Raw genomic sequence first — 24116 nt, forward strand, 5'->3', positions numbered from 1 at the left:
TCGGCGCCGTCATCGACGAGCGGTCCTTCGCCAAGAACAAGGCCGCCATCGACCGAGCCGAGGCCGACCCGACGTGCACGATCGTCGCGGGCGGCAGCTACGACGACTCGGTCGGCTGGTTCGTCCGTCCGACGGTCGTCGAGTGCACCGACCCGGAGAACGAGGTGTTCACCACCGAGTACTTCGGCCCGATCCTCGCCGTGCACGTCTACGAGGACGACGCCTACGACGCGATGCTGACCCAGATGGAGTCGGTGTCCGACTACGCCCTGACGGGCTCGGTCATCTCCAACGACCGCGCCGCGACCGCGTACACGATGGAGAAGCTGCGCTACGCGGCCGGCAACTTCTACATCAATGACAAGTCCACCGGTGCCGTCGTCGGCCAGCAGCCCTTCGGCGGCGGCCGCGCCTCCGGCACCGACGACAAGGCCGGCGCCCCGCAGAACCTGCTGCGCTGGACGCTGACCCGCGCCATCAAGGAGACGCTGGTCGCCCCGACCGACTACACGTACCCCCACATGGGCTGACACCCCCGCGGTACCCCCCGTCCTCCCCCCCTGGGAGCAGGGCCGGGCCCCCTCACGGGCCCGGCCCTTTCCCATGCCCGTTTCCCCCGCCCGTCTCAGATAGTAGGAAGTCCGAGTAACTGTGGAGACAGGCGCGTGCTCCTCCCTTAGTTTTGTAGGAGCCGAACGTCTCGCTCGATCAAGCGAATGGCGGTCGAGAGCCGGCCCGTGCAGGCAACCCCTGCGGCCGTGCTCCCCGCCCACCGGCGTCTCGCAATCCCATTTCCGCACTCCCTGGTCTTCGAAGGAGTCGATTTCCCATGGCCGAGACGACCGTCCGCCGCCGAGTCCGCCACACCTCCCGCACGAGCGAGTCCGACCGCAAGAACGCCGCCGCCGCGCTCCAGCGCGCCCTCGACCGCCGCGACAACGGCGGCGAGACCGGCCACCTGTAGGCCGCCCGCCTCGGAGTCCCGCCTCCTCGTCCGTATGGCGGACAGTCCGTGTCATCACCTGGGACGAGGAGTAGGGTTCCCGCATGTCTCGCAGCATCAATCTCGCAGTGATTCCCGGTGACGGCATCGGCCAGGAGGTCGTGGCCGAAGGTCTGAAGGTCCTCTCCGCCGTCCTTCCGCAGGATGTGAAGCTGGAGACCGAGCAGTACGACTTCGGCGCCAAGCGCTACCACGACACCGGTGAGACCCTCACCGACGCCGACCTCGACGCGCTGAAGCGGCACGACGCGATCCTGCTGGGCGCCATCGGCGACCCGTCGGTCCCCTCCGGCGTCCTGGAGCGCGGCTTCCTGCTCAAGCTCCGCTTCGCCTTCGACCACCACGTCAACCTGCGCCCCTCGAAGCTCCTTCCGGGGGTCGCCACCCCGCTGGCCGGCGAGCCGAGCATCGACTTCGTCGTGGTCCGCGAGGGCACCGAGGGCCCCTACACGGGCAACGGCGGCACCATCCGCAAGGGCACCGAGCACGAGGTCGCCACCGAGGTCTCCGTGAACACGGCCTTCGGTGTCGAGCGCGTCGTCCGTGACGCCTTCGCCCGCGCCCAGGCCCGCCCGCGCAAGAAGCTCACGCTCGTCCACAAGAACAACGTGCTGACCTTCGCCGGACACCTGTGGACGAACGTCTTCAACAAGGTGGCCGAGGAGTTCCCCGAGGTCACCACCGACTACATCCATGTCGACGCGGCGACGATCTACCTCGTCACCGACCCCGCCCGCTTCGACGTGATCGTCACCGACAACCTCTTCGGCGACATCATCACCGACCTCGCCGCGGCCGTCTCCGGCGGCATCGGCGTCGCCGCGAGCGGCAACATCAACCCCTCCGGCGCGTTCCCGTCGATGTTCGAGCCCGTGCACGGCTCCGCGCCCGACATCGCCGGCCAGGGCAAGGCCGACCCCAGCGCCACGGTCCTGTCCGTCGCCCTCCTCCTGCGCCATCTGGGCTACGACGCCGAGGCCGCGCGGATCGAGGAGGCCGTCTCCGCCGACCTCGCGGAGCGCACCGGCAAGCCCGCCCGCAGCACGTCCGAGATCGGCGACGCGCTCGCCGTACGAGTAGCCGGCTGATCCGCGCCGCTCGCACACACCTCGAAGCCGCCGGGTCGCATCCGCACCCGGCGGCTTTCCCCTGTCCCCCGCCGGGTGCCACCATCATCCCCTGGGTCGCATTCACGCCGTTTTCTTCCACGGTTCCCGCTTGCGATAATCGAACGCGGAGCCGCGGAGTGAGGGAATGCTCGGACGTCCTGGCACAGGCCACCGGCCGGGTGGACGTGAGCGCGGCCCGTCACTACAACCGGTGAAGGACAACCACTCATGACGACGCCCACGATCGAGCTCAAGCCCTCCGCCAGCCCCCTCGCCACCGCCGAGCGGGACGCGATCCTGGCGAACCCCGGGTTCGGCCGCCACTTCACCGACCACATGGTGACGATCAAGTGGACCGAGGGCCGCGGCTGGCACGACGGCCAGCTCGTCCCGTACGCGCCGATCCCGCTGGACCCGGCCACCACCGTCCTGCACTACGCCCAGGAGATCTTCGAGGGCCTGAAGGCGTACCGCCGCCCCGACGGCTCGGTCGCCACCTTCCGCCCGGACCGCAACGCGAAGCGCTTCCAGGCGTCCGCCCGCCGGCTCGCCATGCCCGAGCTGCCGGTCGAGACGTTCATCGCGGCCTGTGACGCGCTCGTCGCCCAGGACAAGGACTGGGTGCCGGCGCACGGCGGCGAGGAGTCCCTCTACCTGCGCCCCTTCATGATCGCGACCGAGGTCGGGCTCGGCGTGAAGCCGGCCAACGAGTACCTCTTCCTGGTGATCGCCTCCCCGGCCGGCGCCTACTTCCCCGGCGGCGTCAAGCCGGTCTCCATCTGGGTCTCCGAGGACCACGTCCGCGCCGTCCCCGGCGGCATGGGCGACGCCAAGACCGGCGGCAACTACGCGGCCTCCCTCCTCGCCCAGGCCGAGGCCGCCGAGCAGGGCTGCGCCCAGGTCTGCTACCTCGACGCGGTCGAGCGCACCTGGGTCGAGGAACTCGGCGGCATGAACCTGTACTTCGTGTACGGCAACAAGATCATCACCCCGTCGCTGACCGGCTCCATCCTGGAGGGCGTCACCCGCGACAGCCTCCTCACCGTCGCCCGCGACCTGGGCTACGAGGCCGAGGAGGGCCGGATCTCCGTCGACCAGTGGCAGCGCGACTCCGCCGACGGCTCCCTCACCGAGGTCTTCGCCTGCGGCACCGCCGCCGTGATCACCCCGGTCGGCACGGTCAAGCGCACCGGCGCCGAGTGGCAGCAGTCCGGCGGCGAGCCCGGCGAGGTCACGCTGCGGCTGCGCCAGGCCCTGCTGGACATCCAGCGCGGCACGGCCGCCGACACCCACGGCTGGATGCACCCGCTCGGCTGACCCGGAGCGTCGGCGCCGGGACCCCGCTCACACCGGGGCGCTCTCCTGGGAGGCGCCCCGGTCGGCCGTCCCCGGCTCGCCCTCCGCCACGGCCGGCGCCGGTCCCCGGCTCGGCGCGAGGTACAGCAGACCGCCGACCGTGCCCGACAGCAGGAAGCTGCAGTCCACCCCGCCGGTCAGGGACAGCAGCGGACCCTCGTAGGACGGCAGGGAGACGGCGGCCAGGCCGACCGCGGCGCCCAGCGCCCAGGAGACGGTCGCGCGGACGTTCCAGCCGGACCGGTACCAGTAGATCCCGCCCCGGGAGCGGCGGTTGAAGACCTGGAGGGCGTCGGCGTCGTAGACCCCGCGGCAGCGGACGAAGCCGATCAGGGTGATCACCGCCCACGGGGTGCCGATCGCCGTCAGCAGCAGCACGAACGACGTCATGGCGGACTGCGCGTCCGAGGCGTAGTGCCCCACGAACACACAGGCCGTGGCGACGACGGCGACCGCGTACGTGGCCCGCGCCCGGGAGGCGCGCGGCAGGATCGCGTCCAGGTCCAGGCCCATGGAGTACAGCATCAGACCGGCGTTGCCGACCGAGCCCGCGGAGGCCGCCAGCAGCAGCGGCACCAGGTACCAGCCGGGCGCGGCGTCCACCAGCGGGCCCGCGTAGTCCGTCGCCGCCCGGGCCGCGTACGCCGTGAAGGTGCCGAAGAGCTGCGGCACGAGCAGTCCGGCGGTCAGGCCCAGCCAGGTGGCGTGCAGGACCCGGCGCGAGGAGTACCGGGCAGGGGAGATGTAGCGGGTGTAGTCGCCCAGCAGGGTGATGAAGGCGACCGGCCCGGACAGTCCCGCGGCCACCGTCGCCAGCAGCCAGGTCGGCCAGAACCCGTCGAGCAGATATCCGCCCGCCTCCGGCAGCGCCCCGGTCGTGAAGTGCGGGGCGTACGCGACCACGCCGACGACCAGCAGCGCCATCATGCCGACGGCCAGCACCCGGGACATGGCGAGCAGCACCCGGTAGCCGTACACCGCGCCCGCCACCGTCGCCGCCGCGAGCAGCCCGTAGACGATCCCGTACGCCGCTCCGCTCGCCTCCAGTCCGAAGAGCCGGCCGAGCACGCTCACCATCACGTCCCCGCCGATCCACACGGTCAGGGCGGTGTAGCCGAGGGCGAGCAGCAGGCCCACCACCGAGCCGACCAGCCGTCCGCGCACCCCGAACTGGGCGCCGGAGGAGGTGGAGAGGTTGGTCGCGGTGCGCAGCGAGACCAGGGCGAGCGGGGCGGTGAACAGCGTGCCGACGAGCGTGCCCACCACGACCGAGGAGACCGACGCCCACCAGCCGAGCCCGAAGGACGGCGGCAGCCAGCCGAAGATGATCACGCCGAGGCAGAGGTTGGAGCCGAGCAGGATCGAGACGAGGTCCCTGGGCCCGCTGGTCCGTTCCCCTTCCGGGATGGTGTCGACCCCGTGCTGTTCGATCGGCATGGCTGGTCTCCTTCGACGGCCGCCTGACAGAATGTTTGAGCGGCGTTCAATGTGACGCAGTCGAAGTTGGTCCGTCAACGTTTCGGTTGCATGAATCTCGCGTTTAGAGTGATGCTCTAAGTCCAGGGAACGCAAGGAGGTGCCACGACGTGAGACTGACCCCCACCGAACGCGACCGGCTGCTGCTCTTCGGCGCCGCCGAGCTGGCCCGCGCCCGCCGCGCCCGGGGCCTGCGGCTGAACGTGCCGGAGGCCACCGCCCTCATCGCCGACACCGTCTGCGAGGCCGCCCGCGACGGCGCCCGGCTCGCGGAGGCGATCGAGCGCGCCCGCTCGGTCCTCGGGCCGGACGACGTCCTGCCCGGTGTCGCGGACGTCGTCACCGAGGTCCATGTCGAGGCCGTCTTCGACGACGGCTCCCGGCTCGCGGTCGTCTCCGCCCCGATCGCGGGCGGCCTGGGCGACCGGGCGCCGGGCGCGCTGCTGCCGCGGGCCGAGGACTCGCCCGAGGACGCCGGGTTCGGTGAGCCGGAGCCCGCTGTCCGGGTGACCGTCACCAACACCGCCGCCGTGCCCGTCTCCGTCACCTCCCACTTCCACTTCTTCGAGGCCAACCCCCGCCTGGACTTCGACCGCCCGGCCGCCTACGGGATGCGGCTCGCCGTGCCCGCCGGGTCGTCGGTGCGGTTCGGGCCGGGGGAGTCGCTGGAGATCGGCCTGCTGCCGATCGGCGGCGCCCGGGTCGCCGTCGGCTTCGCCGGACTCGTCGACGGACCGCTGGACGCGCCCGGCGCCCGCGCGGAGGCACTGCGCCGCGCGGCCGCGTGCGGCTATCTCGGCGTACCGGACAGCCCGGAGCAGGAGAGCCCTGAGCGGGAGATCCCTGAGCAGGAGGCCGACCGATGAGCCGTCCCGGAGGGCACCCCGCCGAGGCCCGCCGTCTCACCCCGCACGAGTACGCCGCCACCCACGGCCCGCGGGCCGGCGACCGGATCCGCCTCGGCGACTCGGGCCTGGTGATCCGCGTGGAGTCCGACTCCCAGCGGCCCGGCGACGAGTTCCTCGCCGGGTTCGGCAAGACCGCCCGCGACGGACTGCACCTCAAGGCCGCCGCGGTCCGCGACACCTGTGACGTCGTGATCAGCAATGTCGTCGTGATCGACGCCGTGCTGGGCGTGCGGAAGGTGTCCATCGGCATCCGCGAGGGGCGGATCCACGCCATCGGCCGGGCCGGCAACCCCGACACCCTCGACGGTGTCGACGTCGTCGTGGGCACCGGTACGTCCATTGTGTCCGGCGAGGGGCTGATCGCCACCGCCGGGGCCGTCGACACCCATGTGCATCTGCTGTCCCCGCGGATCATGGAGGCGTCCCTCGCCTCCGGGGTGACCACGGTCATCGGGCAGGAGTTCGGCCCGGTGTGGGGCGTCGGCGTCAACTCGCCCTGGGCGCTGCGGCACGCGTTCAACGCCTTCGACGCCTGGCCCGTCAACATCGGCTTCCTGGCCCGGGGTTCGTCCTCCGACCCGGCCCCGCTCGTGGAGGCGCTCGCCGAGGGCGGCGCGTCCGGGTTCAAGGTGCACGAGGACATGGGCGCCCACACCCGCGCCCTGGACACCGCCCTGCGGGTCGCCGAGGAGCACGACGTCCAAGTGGCCCTGCACAGCGACGGGTTGAACGAGTGCCTGTCGGTCGAGGACACCTTGCGGGTGCTGGAGGGGCGGACCATCCACGCCTTCCACATCGAGGGCTGCGGCGGCGGCCACGTGCCCAACGTGCTGAAGATGGCCGGGGTCCCGAACGTCATCGGCTCCTCCACCAACCCCACCCTGCCCTTCGGCCGGGACGCCGTCGCCGAGCACTACGGCATGATCGTCTCCGTCCACGACCTCAAGACCGATCTGCCCGGCGACGCCGCCATGGCCCGCGATCGCATCCGCGCCGGCACCATGGGCGCCGAGGACGTCCTGCACGACCTGGGCGCCATCGGCATCACCTCCTCCGACGCCCAGGGCATGGGCCGCGCGGGCGAGACCGTCCGCCGCACCTTCGCCATGGCCGGGAAGATGAAGGCCGAGTTCGGCGCGCCCGAGGACCATGACAACGAACGCGTCCTGCGGTACATCGCGAAACTCACCGTCAACCCCGCGATCGCGCACGGGCTTTCGCACGAGATCGGGTCGATCGAGACCGGCAAGCTCGCCGACATCGTGCTGTGGCGTCCCGAATACTTCGGCGCCAAACCGCAGTTGGTGCTCAAGTCCGGCTTCCCGGCCTACGGCGTGGTCGGCGACCCCAACGCGGCCACCGACACCTGCGAACCCCTCGTCCTGGGGCCGCAGTTCGGGTCCTACGGCGCCACCCCCGCCGATCTCTCCGTGGCGTTCGTGTCCCGGGCCGCGCTCGACCAGGGCGATGACCGGATGCCGACCCGCCGCCGCAGGGTCGCCGTGCGCGGCACCCGCGGGATCGGACCGGCCGACCTGCGCCTCAACTCCCGTACCGGAGCGGTCGACGTGGACGGACGCAGCGGGCTCGTCACCCTCGACGGGGAACCCCTGCGCTCCGCACCGGCCGACTCCGTCTCCCTCAACCGCCTGTACTTCCTCTGACGCCGCCAAGGACACCGGACATGACGCCTGACACGAGCCCGCAGACGACACCCGCCGCGGCCACCCCCGCCGCCGCCGGTTTCCGCATGCCCGCCGAGTGGACCCCGCACGCCCGCACCTGGATGGCCTGGCCCGGCCCCAACCCCACCTTCGACGACCGGGACGACCTCATCGCCGCCCGGATGGCCTGGGCCTCCGTGGCCCGTGCCGTCCTGCGCTTCGAGCCGGTGACGGTGGTGTGCGGGCCCGGCCGGTCGGCGGAGGCGCAGAGCATGCTCGGACCGGGCGTCGACACCGTCGAACGCGACCTGGACGACGCCTGGATGCGCGACATCGGGCCCACCTTCCTCACGAACGGCCGTGAACTGGCCGCCGTCGACTGGACGTTCAACGGCTGGGGCGCCCAGGAGTGGGCCCGCTGGGAGCACGACGCGAAGATCGCCGCGCATGTCGCCGATCTCGCCGGGGCCCGGACGTACGCCTCGAAGCTGGTGAACGAGGGCGGCGCGATCCATGTCGACGGCGAGGGCACGGTCCTGCTGACCGAGACGGTCCAGCTCGGTCCCGAGCGCAACCCCGGCTGGACGCGCGCGGAGGTCGAGGCCGAGATCCACGCCATGCTCGGCACCCGCAAGGCGATCTGGCTGCCCCGTGGCCTCACCGGCGACTACCCCCCGTACGGGTTCGGCACCCTCGGCCATGTCGACATCGTCGCCGCGTTCGCCCGCCCCGGTGTCGTCGTCGCCCACTCCCAGCCCGACCCCGCCCACCCCGACCACGAGGTGAGCCGCGAGGTCATCGGCCTGCTGAAGGCGCAGACCGACGCCCGCGGCCGCCGTCTGGAGGTCGTGGAGGTCCCGGCCCCCACCGTCCTGGAGGCCGACGGGCACTGGGCCGACTACTCCTACATCAACCACTACCTGTGCAACGGCGGAGTCGTGCTCTGCGGCTTCGACGACCCCCGGGACGAGACCGCCGCGGGCATCTTCCGCCGGCTGTTCCCCGAGCGGACGGTGACCCTGGTCGACGCCCGTACGATCTTCTCCGGCGGTGGTGGCATCCACTGCATCACCCAGCAGCAGCCGAGGATCTAGAGGGATCCGGACGATCGAGGAGTACAGCGGATGGCCGGTGCGCGCCGGAACGCCCCGCCGCGTGAGGAGGTCCTCGCCGCCGCCATGGCGATGATCGCCGAACGCGGTCTGGAGAAGCTGACGATGGCGGCGCTCGGCCGCGAGGTCGGCATGAGCAGCGGCCATCTCCTCTACTACTTCCACTCGAAGGACGAACTCCTGCTCCAGGCCCTGGAGTGGAGCGAGGGCCGCCTGGGCGCCGAGCGCTCCCGGCTGCTCACCCGCGGGGGCTCCGCCCGCGAACGGCTCGACGCCTACGTCGGCCTGTACGTCCCCGACGGCCACCGCGACCCGCACTGGACGCTCTGGCTGGAGGTCTGGACCCGTTCGCGGAACGCCGACGACACCGCCCGCGACCGGCAGGCCGCCATCGAGGGCGCCTGGCACCGCGACCTGGTCGCCCTGCTCGCCGAGGGCATCTCGCGCGGCGAGTTCCGCCCCGTCGACGCCGACCGCTTCGCCACCCGGCTGCGCGCCCTGCTCGACGGCCTCTCCATCCATGTGGCGATCGGCCTGCGCGGCACCGGACGGGAACAGGCGCTCACTCACGTCCGGGAGTTTCTCGATACCGCACTGCTCGCATCCTGAGACACTCCGTGAGCACCCGGGCGGCCTGTGCCAGACTTCCCCCGTGCTCTCGTTCGCCACGATTATTGGCAGCAGGCGCGCCGGTCCGCAGTGACCACCACGTACGACCAGGTACGGGTGGCCACCGTCGTCCTCGACCCGCGCGCAGACCTCTCGCACCCGCGAGGGGTTTTTCGCTTTTCTGGCCCATCCGCAGCCGGGAGCGAGCGCACGAGGGACCATGGGGACGGTGGAGCCGGTCATTCCGGTAAGACCGAAGATCCACAACAGGAGCCTTGAGACCATGACCGAGACGGCAACCAGCGAACTCGACGACTCGTTCCACGTCTTCGACACCACCCTGCGCGACGGCGCCCAGCGGGAGGGCATCAACCTCACCGTCGCCGACAAGCTCGCGATCGCACGGCACCTGGACGACTTCGGCGTCGGCTTCATCGAGGGCGGCTGGCCCGGCGCCAACCCGCGGGACACCGAGTTCTTCGCCCGCGCCCGGCAGGAGATCGACTTCAAGCACGCCAAGCTGGTGGCCTTCGGCGCCACCCGCAGGCCCGGTGCGAAGGCGTCCGAGGATCCTCAGGTCAAGGCGCTCCTGGAGTCCGGCGCGCCGGTCGTCACCCTGGTCGCCAAGTCCCACGACCGCCATGTGGAACTCGCCCTGCGCACCACCCTGGACGAGAACCTGGAGATGGTCCGGGACACCGTCTCCCATCTGCGCGCGCAGGGCCGCCGGGTGTTCGTCGACTGCGAGCACTTCTTCGACGGCTACCGCGCCAACCCCGAGTACGCCAAGGCCGTGGTGCGCACCGCGTCCGAGGCCGGCGCGGACGTCGTCATCCTGTGCGACACCAACGGCGGCATGCTCCCCGCCCAGGTGCAGGCGGTCGTCTCCACGGTCCTCGCCGACACCGGCGCCCGGCTCGGCATCCACGCCCAGGACGACACCGGCTGCGCGGTCGCCAACACCCTCGCCGCGGTGGACGCGGGCGCGACCCACGTCCAGTGCACGGCGAACGGCTACGGCGAGCGCGTCGGCAACGCCAACCTCTTCCCGGTCGTCGCCGCCCTGGAGCTGAAGTACGGCAAGCAGGTGCTGCCCGAGGGCCGGCTGCGCGAGATGACCCGGATCTCGCACGCGATCGCCGAGGTCGTCAACCTCACGCCCTCCACCCACCAGCCCTATGTGGGTGTCTCCGCCTTCGCCCACAAGGCCGGTCTGCACGCCTCCGCCATCAAGGTCGACCCGGACCTCTACCAGCACATCGACCCCGAGCAGGTCGGCAACACCATGCGGATGCTGGTCTCCGACATGGCGGGCCGCGCCTCGGTCGAGCTGAAGGGCAAGGAACTCGGTGTCGACCTCGGCGGCGACCGCGAACTCGTCGGCCGGGTCGTGGAGCGCGTCAAGGAACGCGAACTCAAGGGCTATACGTACGAAGCGGCCGACGCCTCCTTCGAACTGCTGCTGCGCGCCGAGGTCGAGGGCCGTCCGCTGAAGTACTTCGACGTCGAGTCCTGGCGGGCCATCGTCGAGGACCGCCCCGACGGCACCCACGCCAACGAGGCGACGGTGAAGCTGTGGGCCAAGGGCGAGCGGATCGTCGCCACGGCGGAGGGCAACGGCCCGGTCAACGCCCTCGACCGGGCGCTGCGCGTCGCCCTGGAGAAGATCTACCCGCAGCTCGCCAAGCTCGAGCTGGTGGACTACAAGGTCCGCATCCTCGAAGGCGTCCACGGCACCCAGTCCACCACCCGCGTCCTGATCTCCACGACGGACGGGGCGGGGGAGTGGTCGACGGTCGGCGTCGCCGAGAACGTCATCGCCGCGTCCTGGCAGGCCCTGGAGGACGCGTACACCTACGGTCTGCTGCGGGCGGGCGTCACCCCGGCCGAGTAGGCACCCCTCAGGGGGCCCGCCACACGTTGTCGAAGGCGGCGTCCTCGATCCGGCGCCGCTGGCGCACCGCCTCCAGCTCGGTCAGCGCGCCGTTCACCGCGGCCAGGACGGCCTCGGTGTCGTCGGCGAGTCCCTCGGGCTCGCCGGCCGTCTCCTCGGGGATGCCGAGGGCGGCCGCGAGCCCGACGAGGACGGGCTCCCGGGCCGTCCAGCGGTCGGCCGCCTGCCGCCGCTCCTCCGCCTCCGCCGACGGTTGCACGGACGCGGAGGTGTCCGCCCGGCCCCGCGCCAGCCAGGAGCGGCGGGGCCGCCCGGACCGCTCCTCGGCCTCCAGGCCGGCGGCGTACGCGGCGGCCAGTCCGTCGCCCCGGCGCCACAGCCAGTCCTCGACGGACTCGTACGGCTCCTGCCGGACGAGCGCCGCACCGGCCTCCTCCAGCGAACCGTCGCCGACGGCGGCGCCCGGCACCGGCACGACACGGTCGCCGTCCAGCGAGGCGGCCCCGGCGGCCAGCAGGTCGACCAGCTCGGCCCCCGCCAGCGCGAGCGACAGGTCCCCGCGCTCGACGGGCCGGCCGGACGGCACGTCCAGGGAGACGAACAACAGGTCACGTGCTGTGGTCATGGCGCACTCCCGATCGTTTTCCCCCATGGTGCACCAGGCACGGGTCCGGGTCGTCCGAACGGGACATCTTGACGTGTCCACGAGACGCCAGTTAACTCACGACATGATCTAAGTCATGAGTGAACCGTGCGCGTCCGAGTGAACCAGCGCCCCGCACCTCAGTGAACCAGCGCCCTGCACCTCAGAGACCCGAGACCCACGAGCCGTAGGGAAGGTCTATGCACAGGCATCGGTCCATGTCGAGAACGGCCCTGCTCGTCTCCACCGCCCTGTTCGCCGCCCTGCTCACCCCGGCCGCCTCCCGAGCCGCCGCCGAGGATCCCGCGCCCACCCCCGTCGACCGCTTCGAGGGCGAGGTGCCCTTCGCCGCCCAGCCCGCCGAGGGCATCTTCACCTGGGGCGGCGACGCCGACGACCCGCCCACGCTGCGCCTCGCCGAGCGGCCCGACGCCCCCGAGGGGCAGAAGGTCCTCGCCGGCACCTACGCCATCAGCGGCTGGGGCGGCTTCACCCACGACTACGCCGCGACCGAACCCGCCCACGACTGGTCCGCCCACCGCGGGATCCGCTTCTGGTGGGAGGGCCGGAACACCGGCAAGAAGATCAACTTCGAGATCAAGGACGGCGGCGCCCACGGCGAGGCGTCCGAGCTGTGGACGACGTCCTTCACCGACGACTTCACCGGCTGGAAGCACGTCGAGATCCCGTTCTCCGACTTCGTCTACCGCACCGACTACCAGCCCGTCGGCGGCATCGACCAGGTCCTCGGACTGACCGCCATGTGGGGCTACGCCGTCACCCTCCCCACCGGCGAGCCGGGCGAGTTCGCCATGGACGGCGTCGAACTGTACGGCGGCGCCGACCAGACACGGCGCGCCTCCGTCACCACCGACGCCGCCGTGTACCCCGTCAAGGAGGGCGCCTCCGCCGCCGTCCGCGTCACCCTCACCACCACCGGCGCGGCCCCCGTCGACCGGCCGGTGACCGTCGCCTACGAGACCGGCGGCGGCACCGCGTCCGCGGGCGCCGACTACACCCCGGTCTCCGGCACGATCACCTTCCCCGCGGGCACCGCCTCCGGCACCGTCCGCACGATCAAGGTCCCGACCGTCAAGGACCGCACCGCCGAGGCCGCCGAGACCGTCCCCCTGAAACTGACCGTCACCGGCGCCGCCCCGCCCGCCGAGACCCCGCAGATCGTCGTCGACGCGCACGGACTGCCGTACCTGAACGCCAAGTTGCCGGTGAAGCAGCGCGTGAAGGACCTGCTGTCCCGGATGTCCGTGGCGGAGAAGGCCGGCCAGGCCACCCAGGCCGAGCGCGGCGCGATCACCGCCCCCGCGGACATCGCCGGCTACGGCCTCGGCTCCCTGCTGTCCGGCGGCGGCTCCACCCCGACACCCAACACCGCGGCCGGCTGGGCCAGGATGATCGACGGCTTCCAGCTCCGGGCCCAGGCGACCCGCTTCCAGATCCCGCTGATCTACGGCGTGGACGCGGTGCACGGCCACAACAACCTCGCCGGCGCCACGGTCATGCCGCACAACATCGGCATCGGCGCGACCCGCGATCCCCGACTGGCCCGGCGCACCGCCGAGGTGACCGCAGCCGAGGTCCGCGCCACCGGCGTCCCCTGGGACTTCGCCCCCTGCCTGTGCGTCACCCGCGACGAACGCTGGGGCCGCTCCTACGAGGCGTTCGGTGAGGACCCGGCGCTGGTGAAGTCCATGGAGACGGTGATCCAGGGCCTCCAGGGCGCCCGCGACGGCCGCGACCTCAAGGACGGCGACAAGGTCCTCGCCACCGCCAAGCACTTCGTCGGCGACGGCGGCACCACCTACGGCTCCTCCACCACCGGCAGCTACACCATCGACCAGGGCGTCACCGAGGTCACCCGGCGCCAACTGGAGGCCGTCCACCTGGCGCCGTACCAGGACGCGGTCGACCGGGGCGTCGGCACGGTCATGCCGTCGTACTCCTCCCTCGACCTCGCCGGTGACGGCCGCGGCCCGGTCAAGATGCACGCCCGCGCCGACCTGATCAACGGCGTCCTCAAGGGCCGGATGGGCTTCGACGGCTTCGTGATCAGCGACTGGAACGCCATCGACCAACTGCCCGGCGACTACGCCACCCAGGTCCGTACCGCCGTCAACGCCGGCGTCGACATGATGATGGTCCCCTACAGCTACAAGGAGTTCAGCGCGGCCCTGGTCGCCGAGGTGAAGGCCGGACGCGTCAGCGAACGGCGGCTCGACGACGCGGTCTCCCGCATCCTCACCCAGAAGTTCCGCCTCGGCCTCTTCGAGCGGCCCTACGCCGACACCGGCGGCGCCTCCCGCATCGGCTCCGCCGCCCACCGCGACGTGGCCCGCCAGGCGGCCGCCGCCTCCCAGGTCCTGCTGAAGAACGACGGCGGCGTCCTGCCGTTGAGGAAGAACCAGAAGGTCTACGTGGCCGGCTCCAACGCCGACGACATCGGCAACCAGACCGGCGGCTGGACCATCACCTGGCAGGGCGCGTCCGGCGCCATCACCCCCGGCACCACGATCCTGGAGGGCATCCGCGCGGCGGGCGGCGCCGTCACCTATTCCAAGGACGCCTCCGCGCCGCTGACCGGCCAGGACGTCGGCGTGGTCGTGGTCGGCGAGACCCCCTACGCCGAGGGCGTCGGCGATGTCGGCAACGGCCACGACCTGGAACTGAGCGCCGCCGACCGCACGGCCGTGGACACGGTGTGCGCGGCCGTGAAGTGCGTGGTGCTGGTCGTCTCCGGACGGCCGCAGCTCGTCGGCGACCGGCTCGGGGCGATCGACGCCCTGGTCGCGAGCTGGCTGCCGGGCACCGAGGGCGCGGGCGTGGCCGACGTGCTCTACGGCCGGCGCGCCTTCACCGGACAGCTCCCCGTCACCTGGCCCCGCTCCGAGGCCCAGCTCCCGATCAACGTCGGGGACGCGGCCTACGACCCGCAGTACCCGTACGGCTGGGGTCTGACGACCCTGACCCAAGTGCCGAAGGGCGGTACGGCCACGCTGAAGGCGCTCGGCGTCGCGGCCCGGGCGGCCGAGCGCGCCGACGCCGACACGGTGGGGCGCGCCCTGGTCACCAAGGCCCGGCTGATCGTCCAGCAGAAGACCGGCGGCCGGATCACGGCACGGGTCGCGGCCCCCTTCGCCGACGCCGAGCATCTGCTGCTGACCGGCCGGTACGGGGCGGCGGTGGAGAAGCTGACGGAGGCGTACCGGGCGGCCTGAGCCTGCCGTCCTGCTCCACACCGGTGACCGGTTTGGGGGGCTTCGGGTAGTTTCGAGGTATGAAGGTCGTACCGTCGGCCCGGAGCCCCCTCTCCCTCGTGGCCGCGCTCGTGCTCGCCGCCCTGGCCGTGCTGGCGGTGTTCGCCCCACGCGCCGACGCGGCGACCGACGTCTCCACGATCGCCCGGGCGCTGCGCGAGAGCCCGGTCTACGTCGACCCGGAGGCGTCGGGGCTGCTCTCCCAGGCGGACGCACACGCCCTCCAGGAGCGCATCGAGAAGGCCGACAAGCCGCTGTTCGTCGCGGTCCTGCCGGCCGGTTACCCGACCGAGGACCTCTTCACCGACCTGCGCACCGCCACCGGAGTCACCGGCCTCTACGCGATCCGGCTCGGCGACCGCTTCGACGCCCGCGCCGACGCCTCCGTCCTCTCGCGCACGGCGGTCCGCAATCTGGTCACCAGCGTCCAGGGCGAGGACGACGTCAAGACCCAGCTCGACGACTTCACCGACCGGGCGCTGGCCAACATGGGCGGGTCGGCGCCCGCGAGCTGGGGTTCGTCCGGCGGGGGCGGCGGGGTGTCGACCAGCGCGCTGATCACCGCGGGCGTGGTCCTGGTCGCGGGCGGCGCGGGCGCCTACACCGTGGTGCGGCGCAACCGGAAACGGCACGAGGAGGAGCAGCGCGCGGCGCTCGACCGGCTGCGGGTCGTCGTGGACGAGGACATCACGGCCTTCGGCGAGGAGCTGGACCGGCTGGACTTCCACCCGGCCGAGCCCGGCGCCGACGACGCGATGCGCGGCGACTACGAACGCGCCCTGGACGCCTACGACCGGGCCAAGTCGGCGATGGCGGCGGCGGCCCGCCCCGAGGACGTCCGGCCGGTCACCGAGGCGCTGGAGGACGGCCGCTTCTCACTGGCCCTGCTGGCCGCCCGCCGCGAGGGCCGCCCGCTGCCCGAACGCCGCCCGCCCTGCTTCTTCGACCCCCGTCACGGGCCGTCCGTCGCCGACGCCGAGTGGACCCCGCCGGGCGGCTCCCCGCGCGAGGTCCCGGTCTGCGCGGCGGACGCCGGCCGGCTGAAGGAGGGGCGCGACCCGGCCGTCCGCGAGGTCGACAGCGACTACGGCCGCCGCCCCTACTGGGAGGCGGGCCCGGCCTACGGCCCCTGGGCCGGCGGCTACTTCGGCGGCGGCCTGCTGCCCGGCCTGCTCATCGGCACGATGCTCGGCGGCATGATGTCCGCCCCGGCCTACGCGTCCGACTACGGCTCCGGCTACGGCGACTTCGGCGGGTACGAGGGCGGTGACGTCTCCGGGGCCGACTTCGACCCGGGCGACTTCGGAGGCTTCGGCGGCGGCGACGGCGGCGGGTTCGGGGGCGGGGACTTCGGCGGGGGAGGGGACTTCGGAGGGGGCTTCTGACGTCGGAGGGGCTTCCGGACGCCGGTGAGGGCCCGGCGCGGTACCGGGCCCTCACGGGGTGCTGGGGTACGCGGAGCGTCAGAGAGACGAGGCCGCGGAGGCGATCGCCGAGGCGAAGGTGGACACCTCGGAGTAGACGCCGGGCGCGTTGGGCCGGGCGCAGCCTATGCCCCAGCTCACGATGCCGACCTGGATCCAGGCGTTGTTCGCGTCCCGGCGGAACATCGGGCCGCCCGAGTCGCCCTGGCAGGTGTCGACGCCGCCGGACGCGTACCCGGCGCAGATCTCGTCGCTCGCGATGAGCCCGCTGTAGCCGCTGTACGTGCGACAGGTGGCGTCACTGATGAACGGCACGCTCGCCTTCAGCAGGTACCGCTGCTGCGCGCCGCCCTCGCGGGCCGCGCCCCATCCGGCGACGGTGAACGTGCCGGTGTTGTACTGCGTGGTGGTCGCGATCTTCAGCGTCGGCAGGTTGATGGGCTGCGCGAGCTTGATCAGCGCCCAGTCCTTGCCGTTGCCGTTGTAGCCGGGGGCCCGGTAGACGTACGTGGAGCGGACCTGGACCCGGCCGCTGGTGGACTGGAGGTCCACGACACCGGCGGTGGCGGTGATGCTGGTGTTCGCGCCGGTGCTGCCCACGCAGTGCGCGGCGGTGAGCACGATCTGCTGGGTGTAGAGCGCGCCGCCGCAGCCCATCGAGAGGCGGACCATGAACGGGAACTCGCCCTGCGACGCCTGGCTGCCGCCGATGACGGGCGCGGGGGCCGCGTGCGCGGCCGAGACCGGCTGGAGGCTGGCGACGGCGAGCGCGGTGGCGCCGGCGGCCGCGAGTCTCTTGAGCGCGGTGAGCAGTTTCTTCATGGTGCTGCCTCCGTGTGTGGGGGGTATTCATGACATGCCCATGTCACTCCGGAACCCGTGGGAAGGTTCTGGCATGGCCAGGTCAAGCCTGTGGCTGGATTATGAAAACCCTGTGACCCGCGGCACAAGACCCCCTATTCGGCCAACCCCACTACACCGAGTCGGCCAAGCGGCCATCGCGGGGGGACAGCCGCCCGGGCAGGTTCCGGTAGGAGGCGACGAGCACCCAGGCGGCGGGGTCGGAGGGGGCGGGGTCAGTCCTGGGCTGCCGACTTGGCGTAGCCGATCAGGGTGTCGAAGTCGATCGCGCCGGGGTCGCCGTGGAGGTTCTCCGGGACGTGCATGTGGCCGCAGACGCCCCGGAAGGAGTTCCAGCGGGAGAAGCTCATGCGCTGGCCGCCGCCGTTGCCGTAGGACTTGGGGTAGGCGGGCCACAGGGCGGGGCCGCGCAGCGGGACGTCGTGGTGGAGGTGGGCCCACGCCAGGAAGCTCGCGACCTCGCGCAGCGCCCACTCGGGGGCCTTCGGCCAGTAGACGTGGGACTTGTCGCCCGTCTTCCACTTGGTGTGGGTCTCGGGGGCGCAGGTGCCCACGAGTTCGACCTGACAGACGTTGAGGGTGTTCGTCTCGACGCCGCCGCGCAGATTGGCGAGCGCCCGTGAGGAGATGTCGATGTCGAAGTGCTGGTACCACTTCAGCTTGCGGGCGGCGAGATCCGGCACCGCCGTGAGGTTGGGCGCGACCGCGCCGCCCTGGTAGTCGGGCAGCGACCGGCCTTCCGTCGTGTGCAGAACGACGACGTTGACCTCCATACGGTCACCGCCGAACCGCGTCTGGTACCAGTGGTCCCGGTTCGCCCCCGGGTACTTCTGGGGCCCTGTCCTGGTGCTCATGTCCGTGACTGTGGCACAGATCACAGCAAAGGGCCGGAAGTTGATCACTTCCGGCCCTTTATTGCCGTAACCGCAGCGAATCAGACAGATTCGGGACGAATCATCAGGCGTTCTTGATCGCCGAAATGTCGAAGTTCAGCTTGATCTTGTCCGAGACGAGAACGCCGCCCGTCTCCAGCGCCGCGTTCCAGGTGAGGCCCCACTCGGAGCGCAGCAGCTCGGCCTTGCCCTCGAAACCGACGCGCTCGTTGCCGAACGGGTCCTTGGCGGAGCCGTTGAACTCGAGGTCGATGGTGAGCGGCCGGGTGACGCCGAGGATCGAGAGGTCACCGGTGATGCGGTAGTCGTCCCCGCCCAGCGCCTCGGCGGAGGTGGAGCGGAACGTCATCGTCGGGAACTCGTCGGTCTTGAAGAAGTCCGCGCTCTTGAGGTGGCCGTCGCGGTCCGCCGAGCCGGTGTCGATGCTGTCCATCGTGACGTCGAGCGAGGCGGTGGAGCGGGACGGGTCCGTGCCGTCGAGGTGCAGCGAGCCGCTGAAGTCCAGGAATTTGCCCTTGACGTTGGTGACCATGGCGTGACGCGCGACGAAACCGAGCGAGGAGTGGGACGGGTCGATCGTGTACTCGCCGGTCAGGGCGGCCAGCTCCGGGTTCACGGCGACGGCGTCGGCGGTCGCGGTGGCGGTCTCGGTGTCGTTCTTGCGGCCGAAGATACCCATGACGTGTGCTCCTTGGGGACGGGCGGGTGGTGAGGATCCGGCTGTCGGGAGAGCCGGTCGAGAGCCATGATGTTTAACTCTCAACGACCTCCAACGAGCACGACCCTAGACCTATTCCGTTCAATGTTCAACATCTGCGGCGGAGGTGTCGCCGACGGCCCGTCACCCCCTCGGCCGATCCCGGATGTGAAGGGGATCTCACCCCGCCCTTTGTCGGACCCCCACAACGCCCGGCCCCCCTGAGCAGTCGGAACGCCTGCACGCGCCCCGGGTTCTGTTCAGGGGTACCAGGAAAACGCGCCGGAGACTGTACGGAGTCGACGTCTCGCTTTCCTTGGTCGGCTTCGTAAGGTCACTACATGACCGTTTTGGAAGAGACGACGGGCGAGTCGACCGAGCCCACGGACGCGCGAGGCCGCGTGGCCGAACTGCACGAGATCCGTGCGCAGGCTCTGGCCGGCCCGAGCGAGAAGGCCACCCAGGCGCAGCACGCCAAGGGCAAGCTCACCGCCCGGGAGCGCATCGAGCTGCTCCTGGACCCGGGGTCCTTCCGCGAGGTCGAGCAGCTTCGCCGGCACCGCGCGTCCGGCTTCGGCCTGGAGGCCAAGAAGCCCTTCACCGACGGTGTCATCACCGGCTGGGGCACGGTCGAGGGCCGCACGGTCTTCGTCTACGCCCATGACTTCCGGATCTTCGGCGGCGCCCTCGGCGAGGCCCACGCCACCAAGATCCACAAGATCATGGACATGGCCATCGCGGCCGGCGCCCCGCTGGTCTCCCTGAACGACGGCGCCGGCGCCCGGATCCAGGAGGGCGTCTCCGCCCTCGCCGGCTACGGCGGCATCTTCCAGCGCAACACCAAGGCGTCCGGCGTGATCCCGCAGATCTCCGTGATGCTCGGCCCCTGCGCGGGCGGCGCGGCCTACAGCCCCGCCCTCACGGACTTCGTCTTCATGGTCCGCGAGACCTCGCAGATGTTCATCACCGGCCCGGACGTCGTCAAGGCGGTCACCGGCGAGGAGATCTCCCAGAACGGCCTGGGCGGCGCCGACGTGCACGCCGAGACCTCCGGCGTCTGCCACTTCGCGTACGACGACGAGGAGACCTGCATCGCGGAGGTGCGCTACCTCCTGTCGCTGCTCCCGCAGAACAACCGCGAGAACCCGCCGCGCGTCGAGTCGGGCGACCCGGCCGACCGCCGCGGCGACGTCCTGCTCGACCTGGTCCCGGCCGACGGCAACCGTCCGTACGACATGACCAAGGTCATCGAGGAGATCGTCGACGACGGCGAGTACCTGGAGGTCCACGAGCGCTGGGCCCGCAACATCATCTGCGCGCTGGCCCGGCTGGACGGCCAGGTCGTCGGCATCATCGCCAACCAGCCCCAGTCGGTGGCCGGCGTGCTCGACATCGAGGCGTCGGAGAAGGCCGCGCGCTTCGTCACGATGTGCGACGCCTTCAACATCCCGATCGTCACTCTTCTGGACGTACCCGGCTTCCTGCCCGGCGTGGACCAGGAGCACGGTGGAATCATCCGCCACGGCGCGAAGCTCCTCTACGCCTACTGCAACGCGACCGTGCCCCGGATCTCGCTGATCCTGCGCAAGGCGTACGGCGGTGCGTACATCGTCATGGACAGCCAGTCCATCGGCGCCGACCTCACCTACGCCTGGCCGACCAACGAGATCGCCGTGATGGGCGCCGAAGGTGCCGCCAACGTCATCTTCCGGCGCCAGATCGCCGAGGCGGAGGACCCCGAGGCCATGCGGGCCCGCATGGTCAAGGAGTACAAGTCCGAACTGATGCACCCGTACTACGCGGCCGAACGCGGTCTGGTCGACGACGTCATCGACCCCGCCGAGACCCGCGAGGTGCTCATCCGCTCGCTGGCGATGCTCCAGTCCAAGCACGCCGACCTGCCGTCGCGCAAGCACGGCAACCCTCCGCAGTAACCCGCCCGATCCCTCGCGGTACCCCTGCGGAAACCTCATCCACGGAGACTGACACCCATGAGCACTCCCGACATCCGCGTCGAGAAGGGCCACGCCGAGCCCGAAGAGGTCGCCGCCATCACGGCGATCCTGCTGGCCCGTGCCGCCGCCCGCCCCTCCGAGCCCGCCCTGGCCCACCGCGGCCGCCCCAGGGCCGGCTGGCGCCGCCTGGAACGCGAGGGCGGCTTCCGCGCCCCGCACAGTTGGCGCTGAGCCTCCTGTAGCCCCTGTACGGCCCCGAAGGGGGCCCACCCGCCCGGGTGGGCCCCCTTCGGCGTACCCGGGCCGTACGGGAGTGCGGGAGGCATGCGGGAGGCATGCGAAAGGCCCCCGCCCCTCCACCGGGAGGGACGGGGGCCTTTCGGCACGGGCGTACTACCGCAGCCGCGCCATCAGCGCGTGCTCGACCAGGGTGATCAGCGCCGACTTGGCGTCCGCGCGGTGGCGGGCGTCCGTCGTGATGATCGGGGCGTCCGGGCCGATCTGGAGGGCCTCACGGACCTCGTCCGGGTTGTACGGCTGGTTGCCGTCGAAGCCGTTGAGGGCGATCACGAACGGCAGGCCGGAGTTCTCGAAGTAGTCGACCGCGGGGAAGCAGTCCGCCAGCCGGCGCGTGTCCACCAGGACGATCGCGCCGATGGCGCCGCGCACCAGGTCGTCCCACATGAACCAGAAACGGTCCTGGCCCGGCGTACCGAACAGGTACAGGATCAGATCCTGGTCCAGGGTGATACGGCCGAAGTCCATGGCGACCGTGGTGGTCGTCTTGTCACCGGTGTGGGTGAGGTCGTCGATGCCCGCCGAAGCGGAAGTCATCACGGCCTCAGTGCGCAGCGGGTTGATCTCCGAAACGGCCCCGACGAACGTGGTCTTGCCCACGCCGAAGCCACCCGCCACCACGATCTTCGCCGAGGTGGTGGAGCGGGAAGGACCGCCGCTAGAGCTTGCGAAGTCCACTGAGCACCCTTTCGAGCAGTGTCACGTCTGGCTGGCCGCCGGCGTTCTCGTCGCCGCCGGGCTGATGGATGGCGACCAGGCCCGCCTCCGCCAAGTCGGCGACGAGGATCCTGGCCACGCCGAGAGGGATGGTCAGAAGGGCCGAGATCTCGGCCACCGACTTGATCTCACGGCACAGATTGCAGATCCGCTGATGCTCGGGCAGTTGGCCCTGCATCTGGTGCGGCTGCGCAGTGGTGTGCACCAGCGCCTCGATGGCGAGCTGGTAGCGCGGGCGAGTCCGGCCGCCGGTCATGGCGTACGGACGCACCAGGGGGTTGTTCGAGGCTCCGGCGGGCGCCGCCTCGGGGCTGCGCCGGTGCGGCTGCACGGGCTGGATGCGCGGAGCCGGCGGCTGGTCGTACGGGGACGGCCCGGGACCCTGCGGACCCTGGGGCGAGTACGGCCGCTGCTGGCCGGGGGCGGAGGGGAAGTTGTAACGGTTCGGGTTCTGGGAACCGTCGCCCTGGCCCTGGGCAGGGCCGTACGACCAATTGCCCGAATTAGAACCGCCTGGGGGTGTTGCCACTTTCTCTCCTCCTCCGACTGTGCCTGGCACCCATCACGTGGAGCCGCGTCCCGAAACCCTACGGCCTCGGGACGCCAAAACGCACCGTCCGTTAGTTAGTTGAGAAGGCTCCCTTGGAGCTCCGCACGAAGGTCGGGCGTCAGAACCGAGCCGGCTCGGTCCACCAGGAGGGCCATCTCGTAGCCGATGAGGCCGATGTCCGCCTCGGGGTGTGCAAGTACCGCGAGCGAGGAACCGTCGGACACGGACATGATGAAGAGGAATCCCCGCTCCATCTCCACGACCGTCTGGTTCACCGCGCCTCCCTCGAAGATCCGGGAGGCGCCCGCCGTCAGTGACGTCAGACCGGAAGCGACGGCCGCGAGCTGGTCGGCGCGGTCGCGGGGGAAGCCTTCGGACATCGCCAGAAGGAGTCCGTCGGCGGAGACCACCACCGTGTGGGACACCCCCGGGGTGTTGTCCACGAAGTTGGTGATCAACCAGTTCAGGTTCTGTGCCGCCTGGCTCATCGGGCTCACACTAACGCTCCTGGTTGTAGGTGCTGTCAGGACCGAGGCCCTGGCCGTTCGTTTCACTGCTGCCTGCGTTGCGTCCGCGCTGGACACCCCGACGCAGGTTGCTCAACCTGCCTCGGACGTCCTCCGGGGCGCGGGAGACCTGTGGGCCTCCCTGCGGGGTGCTTTCGGCGGCTCCCTCGACCAGATTGGCCTTGGGGACGCGCCGCGGCAGACCGGAGGAGGTGACCCCGCCCGCCTTCGGCTTCTTCAGCGCCGACGCCTGCTGCCAGCGCGTGTCGTTGGCCGACTGCCAGCCGCTGTCGCTGTTGCCCTGCGCGGCGGGGGCCGCGGGCTCGCGGTTCGCGGGCCGTGCGGCGCCGTTCGAACCGCTCGCGCCGAGGGATCCACGGCGGGGCAGTCCGGCGTCGGTCATCGTGTGGGGGGCGGCGGAAGCCGGTCCCGGCCGGTCGAAGCCTACGCGGTCCCGCTCACCCGCGTCAGCGGGCCGGGCGGATTCCGCTTCCGGAGCGTACTGGTCCGGGTAGCCGTTCTGGAAACCGTTCTGCTGCGGCCAGTCGTCCTGGTAGGACTGCTCCTCGTACCCCGAGTAACCCTCGCCGGCGGGGGTGTGCGCCGGAGCGCGCTCCTCCTGGACCGGTTCCGCATACGCGGGGTCCGGGTAGCCGCCGTTGGGCGCGAAGTACTGGTCGTCGTACGCCGGACGCTGCTGCTCCTCGTACGGAGCCTGCTGCTGGTCGTCGTACGCCGGGTGGCCGCCCGCGCCCTCGTAGGAGGTGGGGGCGTCCGCGTACCCGCCCGGGGCCGCGTCGTAGCCGTTCTGCGCGGGGTCGAAGCCCTGCTGCTGACCGGCGTCGAAGCCGTCGTCGTACGACGGGGTCTCGTGGCCCTGCTGCGGCTGGCCGTTCTGGGTGTCCAGGGCCGCCCTGCGCTCCTCGCGCATCAGCGAACGGCCGACCGGGTCCAGGTCGCGCAGATCGTCCGGAATCTCGTACGCACTGTCGTCGAAGCCCAGCTCGGCGGCGGTGCGCATCGGCAGACCGTTGTTGAAGTCCTCACCCGGGACGTGCTGCTCCGGGATGATCTGCGAGACGGTGAACTCGTCGCGCTCGGGCTGGTGCTCGCCGCCGCCACCGTGGGTGATGGCGTCCGGGAGCATGACCAGCGAGGTGGTGCCGGCCT

Annotated in this window: 21 protein-coding genes and 1 pseudogene; 13 read left to right on the forward strand and 9 right to left on the reverse strand. The window is 71.4% G+C overall.

Features of this window, described 5'->3' with window-relative positions:
* The 4 genes from G6W55_RS33310 to G6W55_RS33320 form a co-directional block, all read left to right on the forward strand.
* Window positions 1-530, forward strand: a 530-nt coding sequence (locus G6W55_RS33310; RefSeq protein ID WP_175524423.1) for an aldehyde dehydrogenase family protein, incomplete at its 5' end; no start/stop codon positions are given.
* A gap of 299 nt (window positions 531-829) precedes the next feature.
* Window positions 830-964: a hypothetical protein gene (locus G6W55_RS39340; protein ID WP_107419162.1), complete on the forward strand. Its 135-nt coding sequence runs from the start codon at window positions 830-832 to the stop codon at window positions 962-964.
* 83 nt (window positions 965-1047) lie between these two features.
* A complete protein-coding gene (locus G6W55_RS33315) occupies window positions 1048-2091 on the forward strand; it encodes a 3-isopropylmalate dehydrogenase (protein WP_175524424.1) in 1044 nt (347 codons plus the stop codon).
* A gap of 249 nt (window positions 2092-2340) precedes the next feature.
* Window positions 2341-3429, forward strand: a complete 1089-nt coding sequence (locus tag G6W55_RS33320) for a branched-chain amino acid aminotransferase (RefSeq protein WP_175524425.1) — start codon at window positions 2341-2343, stop codon at window positions 3427-3429.
* A gap of 27 nt (window positions 3430-3456) precedes the next feature.
* Here the strand turns inward: G6W55_RS33320 and G6W55_RS33325 are convergent, their stop codons facing one another.
* Entirely contained in the window at window positions 3457-4905 is a 1449-nt protein-coding gene (locus tag G6W55_RS33325; RefSeq protein ID WP_175524426.1) for a cytosine permease, read from the reverse strand.
* A gap of 149 nt (window positions 4906-5054) precedes the next feature.
* On the opposite strand from G6W55_RS33325, the gene ureA reads away from it, so the two are divergent.
* The 5 genes from ureA to cimA all read left to right on the forward strand — a co-directional run bounded on the left by ureA (window position 5055) and on the right by cimA (window position 11131).
* Entirely contained in the window at window positions 5055-5810 is a 756-nt protein-coding gene (ureA, locus tag G6W55_RS33330; RefSeq protein ID WP_175524427.1) for an urease subunit gamma, read from the forward strand.
* Window positions 5807-7516 carry an urease subunit alpha gene (locus G6W55_RS33335; RefSeq protein ID WP_175524428.1) on the forward strand — a complete coding sequence of 570 codons (1710 nt, stop codon included), beginning with the start codon at window positions 5807-5809 and terminating at the stop codon, window positions 7514-7516. Before ureA ends, G6W55_RS33335 begins: the two co-directional genes overlap by 4 nt.
* Before the next feature lie 20 nt (window positions 7517-7536).
* Window positions 7537-8610, forward strand: a complete 1074-nt coding sequence (locus tag G6W55_RS33340; protein ID WP_175524429.1) for an agmatine/peptidylarginine deiminase — start codon at window positions 7537-7539, stop codon at window positions 8608-8610.
* A 30-nt stretch (window positions 8611-8640) separates the two neighbouring features.
* Window positions 8641-9237: a TetR/AcrR family transcriptional regulator gene (locus tag G6W55_RS33345; RefSeq protein WP_175524430.1), complete on the forward strand. Its 597-nt coding sequence runs from the start codon at window positions 8641-8643 to the stop codon at window positions 9235-9237.
* A 283-nt stretch (window positions 9238-9520) separates the two neighbouring features.
* A complete protein-coding gene (cimA, locus tag G6W55_RS33350; RefSeq protein WP_175524431.1) occupies window positions 9521-11131 on the forward strand; it encodes a citramalate synthase in 1611 nt (536 codons plus the stop codon).
* A 7-nt stretch (window positions 11132-11138) separates the two neighbouring features.
* Here cimA and G6W55_RS33355 read toward each other — a convergent pair whose 3' ends face one another.
* On the reverse strand, window positions 11139-11756 hold the full coding sequence (locus G6W55_RS33355; RefSeq protein ID WP_175524432.1) for a GPP34 family phosphoprotein: 618 nt from the start codon (window positions 11754-11756) through the stop codon (window positions 11139-11141).
* Window positions 11757-11992: 236 nt separating this feature from the next.
* On the opposite strand from G6W55_RS33355, the gene G6W55_RS33360 reads away from it, so the two are divergent.
* Window positions 11993-15007, forward strand: coding sequence for a glycoside hydrolase family 3 N-terminal domain-containing protein (locus G6W55_RS33360; protein ID WP_175524433.1), 3015 nt, complete (start codon window positions 11993-11995; stop codon window positions 15005-15007).
* A 59-nt stretch (window positions 15008-15066) separates the two neighbouring features.
* Window positions 15067-16431 (forward strand): hypothetical protein, encoded by a 1365-nt coding sequence (locus G6W55_RS33365; protein ID WP_175524434.1) that lies wholly within the window; start codon window positions 15067-15069, stop codon window positions 16429-16431.
* Window positions 16432-16509: 78 nt separating this feature from the next.
* On the opposite strand, the gene G6W55_RS33370 is transcribed toward G6W55_RS33365, so the two are convergent.
* From G6W55_RS33370 to G6W55_RS33380, 3 genes are all read right to left on the reverse strand, one after another.
* A complete protein-coding gene (locus G6W55_RS33370; protein ID WP_175524435.1) occupies window positions 16510-17292 on the reverse strand; it encodes a serine protease in 783 nt (260 codons plus the stop codon).
* Window positions 17293-17546: 254 nt separating this feature from the next.
* Window positions 17547-18185 (reverse strand): hypothetical protein, encoded by a 639-nt coding sequence (locus tag G6W55_RS33375; RefSeq protein ID WP_175524436.1) that lies wholly within the window; start codon window positions 18183-18185, stop codon window positions 17547-17549.
* A 103-nt stretch (window positions 18186-18288) separates the two neighbouring features.
* Window positions 18289-18903 (reverse strand): YceI family protein, encoded by a 615-nt coding sequence (locus G6W55_RS33380; protein WP_175524437.1) that lies wholly within the window; start codon window positions 18901-18903, stop codon window positions 18289-18291.
* 359 nt (window positions 18904-19262) lie between these two features.
* Here G6W55_RS33380 and G6W55_RS33385 point away from each other — a divergent pair, with 359 nt between their 5' ends.
* The gene (locus G6W55_RS33385; protein WP_175524438.1) at window positions 19263-20855 is read left to right on the forward strand and encodes an acyl-CoA carboxylase subunit beta; all 1593 of its coding nucleotides are present in this window, start codon (window positions 19263-19265) and stop codon (window positions 20853-20855) included.
* Between the two features lie 57 nt (window positions 20856-20912).
* Window positions 20913-21107, forward strand: coding sequence for an acyl-CoA carboxylase subunit epsilon (locus tag G6W55_RS33390; protein WP_030793782.1), 195 nt, complete (start codon window positions 20913-20915; stop codon window positions 21105-21107).
* Window positions 21108-21269: 162 nt separating this feature from the next.
* On the opposite strand, the gene G6W55_RS33395 is transcribed toward G6W55_RS33390, so the two are convergent.
* From G6W55_RS33395 to G6W55_RS33410, 4 genes and pseudogenes are all read right to left on the reverse strand, one after another.
* Window positions 21270-21851 (reverse strand): ATP/GTP-binding protein, encoded by a 582-nt coding sequence (locus G6W55_RS33395; protein WP_030793786.1) that lies wholly within the window; start codon window positions 21849-21851, stop codon window positions 21270-21272.
* Window positions 21832-22419: a DUF742 domain-containing protein gene (locus tag G6W55_RS33400; protein WP_030793789.1), complete on the reverse strand. Its 588-nt coding sequence runs from the start codon at window positions 22417-22419 to the stop codon at window positions 21832-21834. Before G6W55_RS33400 ends, G6W55_RS33395 begins: the two co-directional genes overlap by 20 nt.
* A 95-nt stretch (window positions 22420-22514) precedes the next feature.
* Window positions 22515-22928 (reverse strand): roadblock/LC7 domain-containing protein, encoded by a 414-nt coding sequence (locus tag G6W55_RS33405; RefSeq protein ID WP_007384910.1) that lies wholly within the window; start codon window positions 22926-22928, stop codon window positions 22515-22517.
* A gap of 10 nt (window positions 22929-22938) precedes the next feature.
* A pseudogene (locus G6W55_RS33410) lies at window positions 22939-24116 on the reverse strand (ATPase); the annotation flags it as partial.

This window comes from Streptomyces sp. CAI-85 (assembly GCF_013363615.1).
GTDB classification, from domain to species: domain Bacteria; phylum Actinomycetota; class Actinomycetes; order Streptomycetales; family Streptomycetaceae; genus Streptomyces; species Streptomyces antibioticus_B.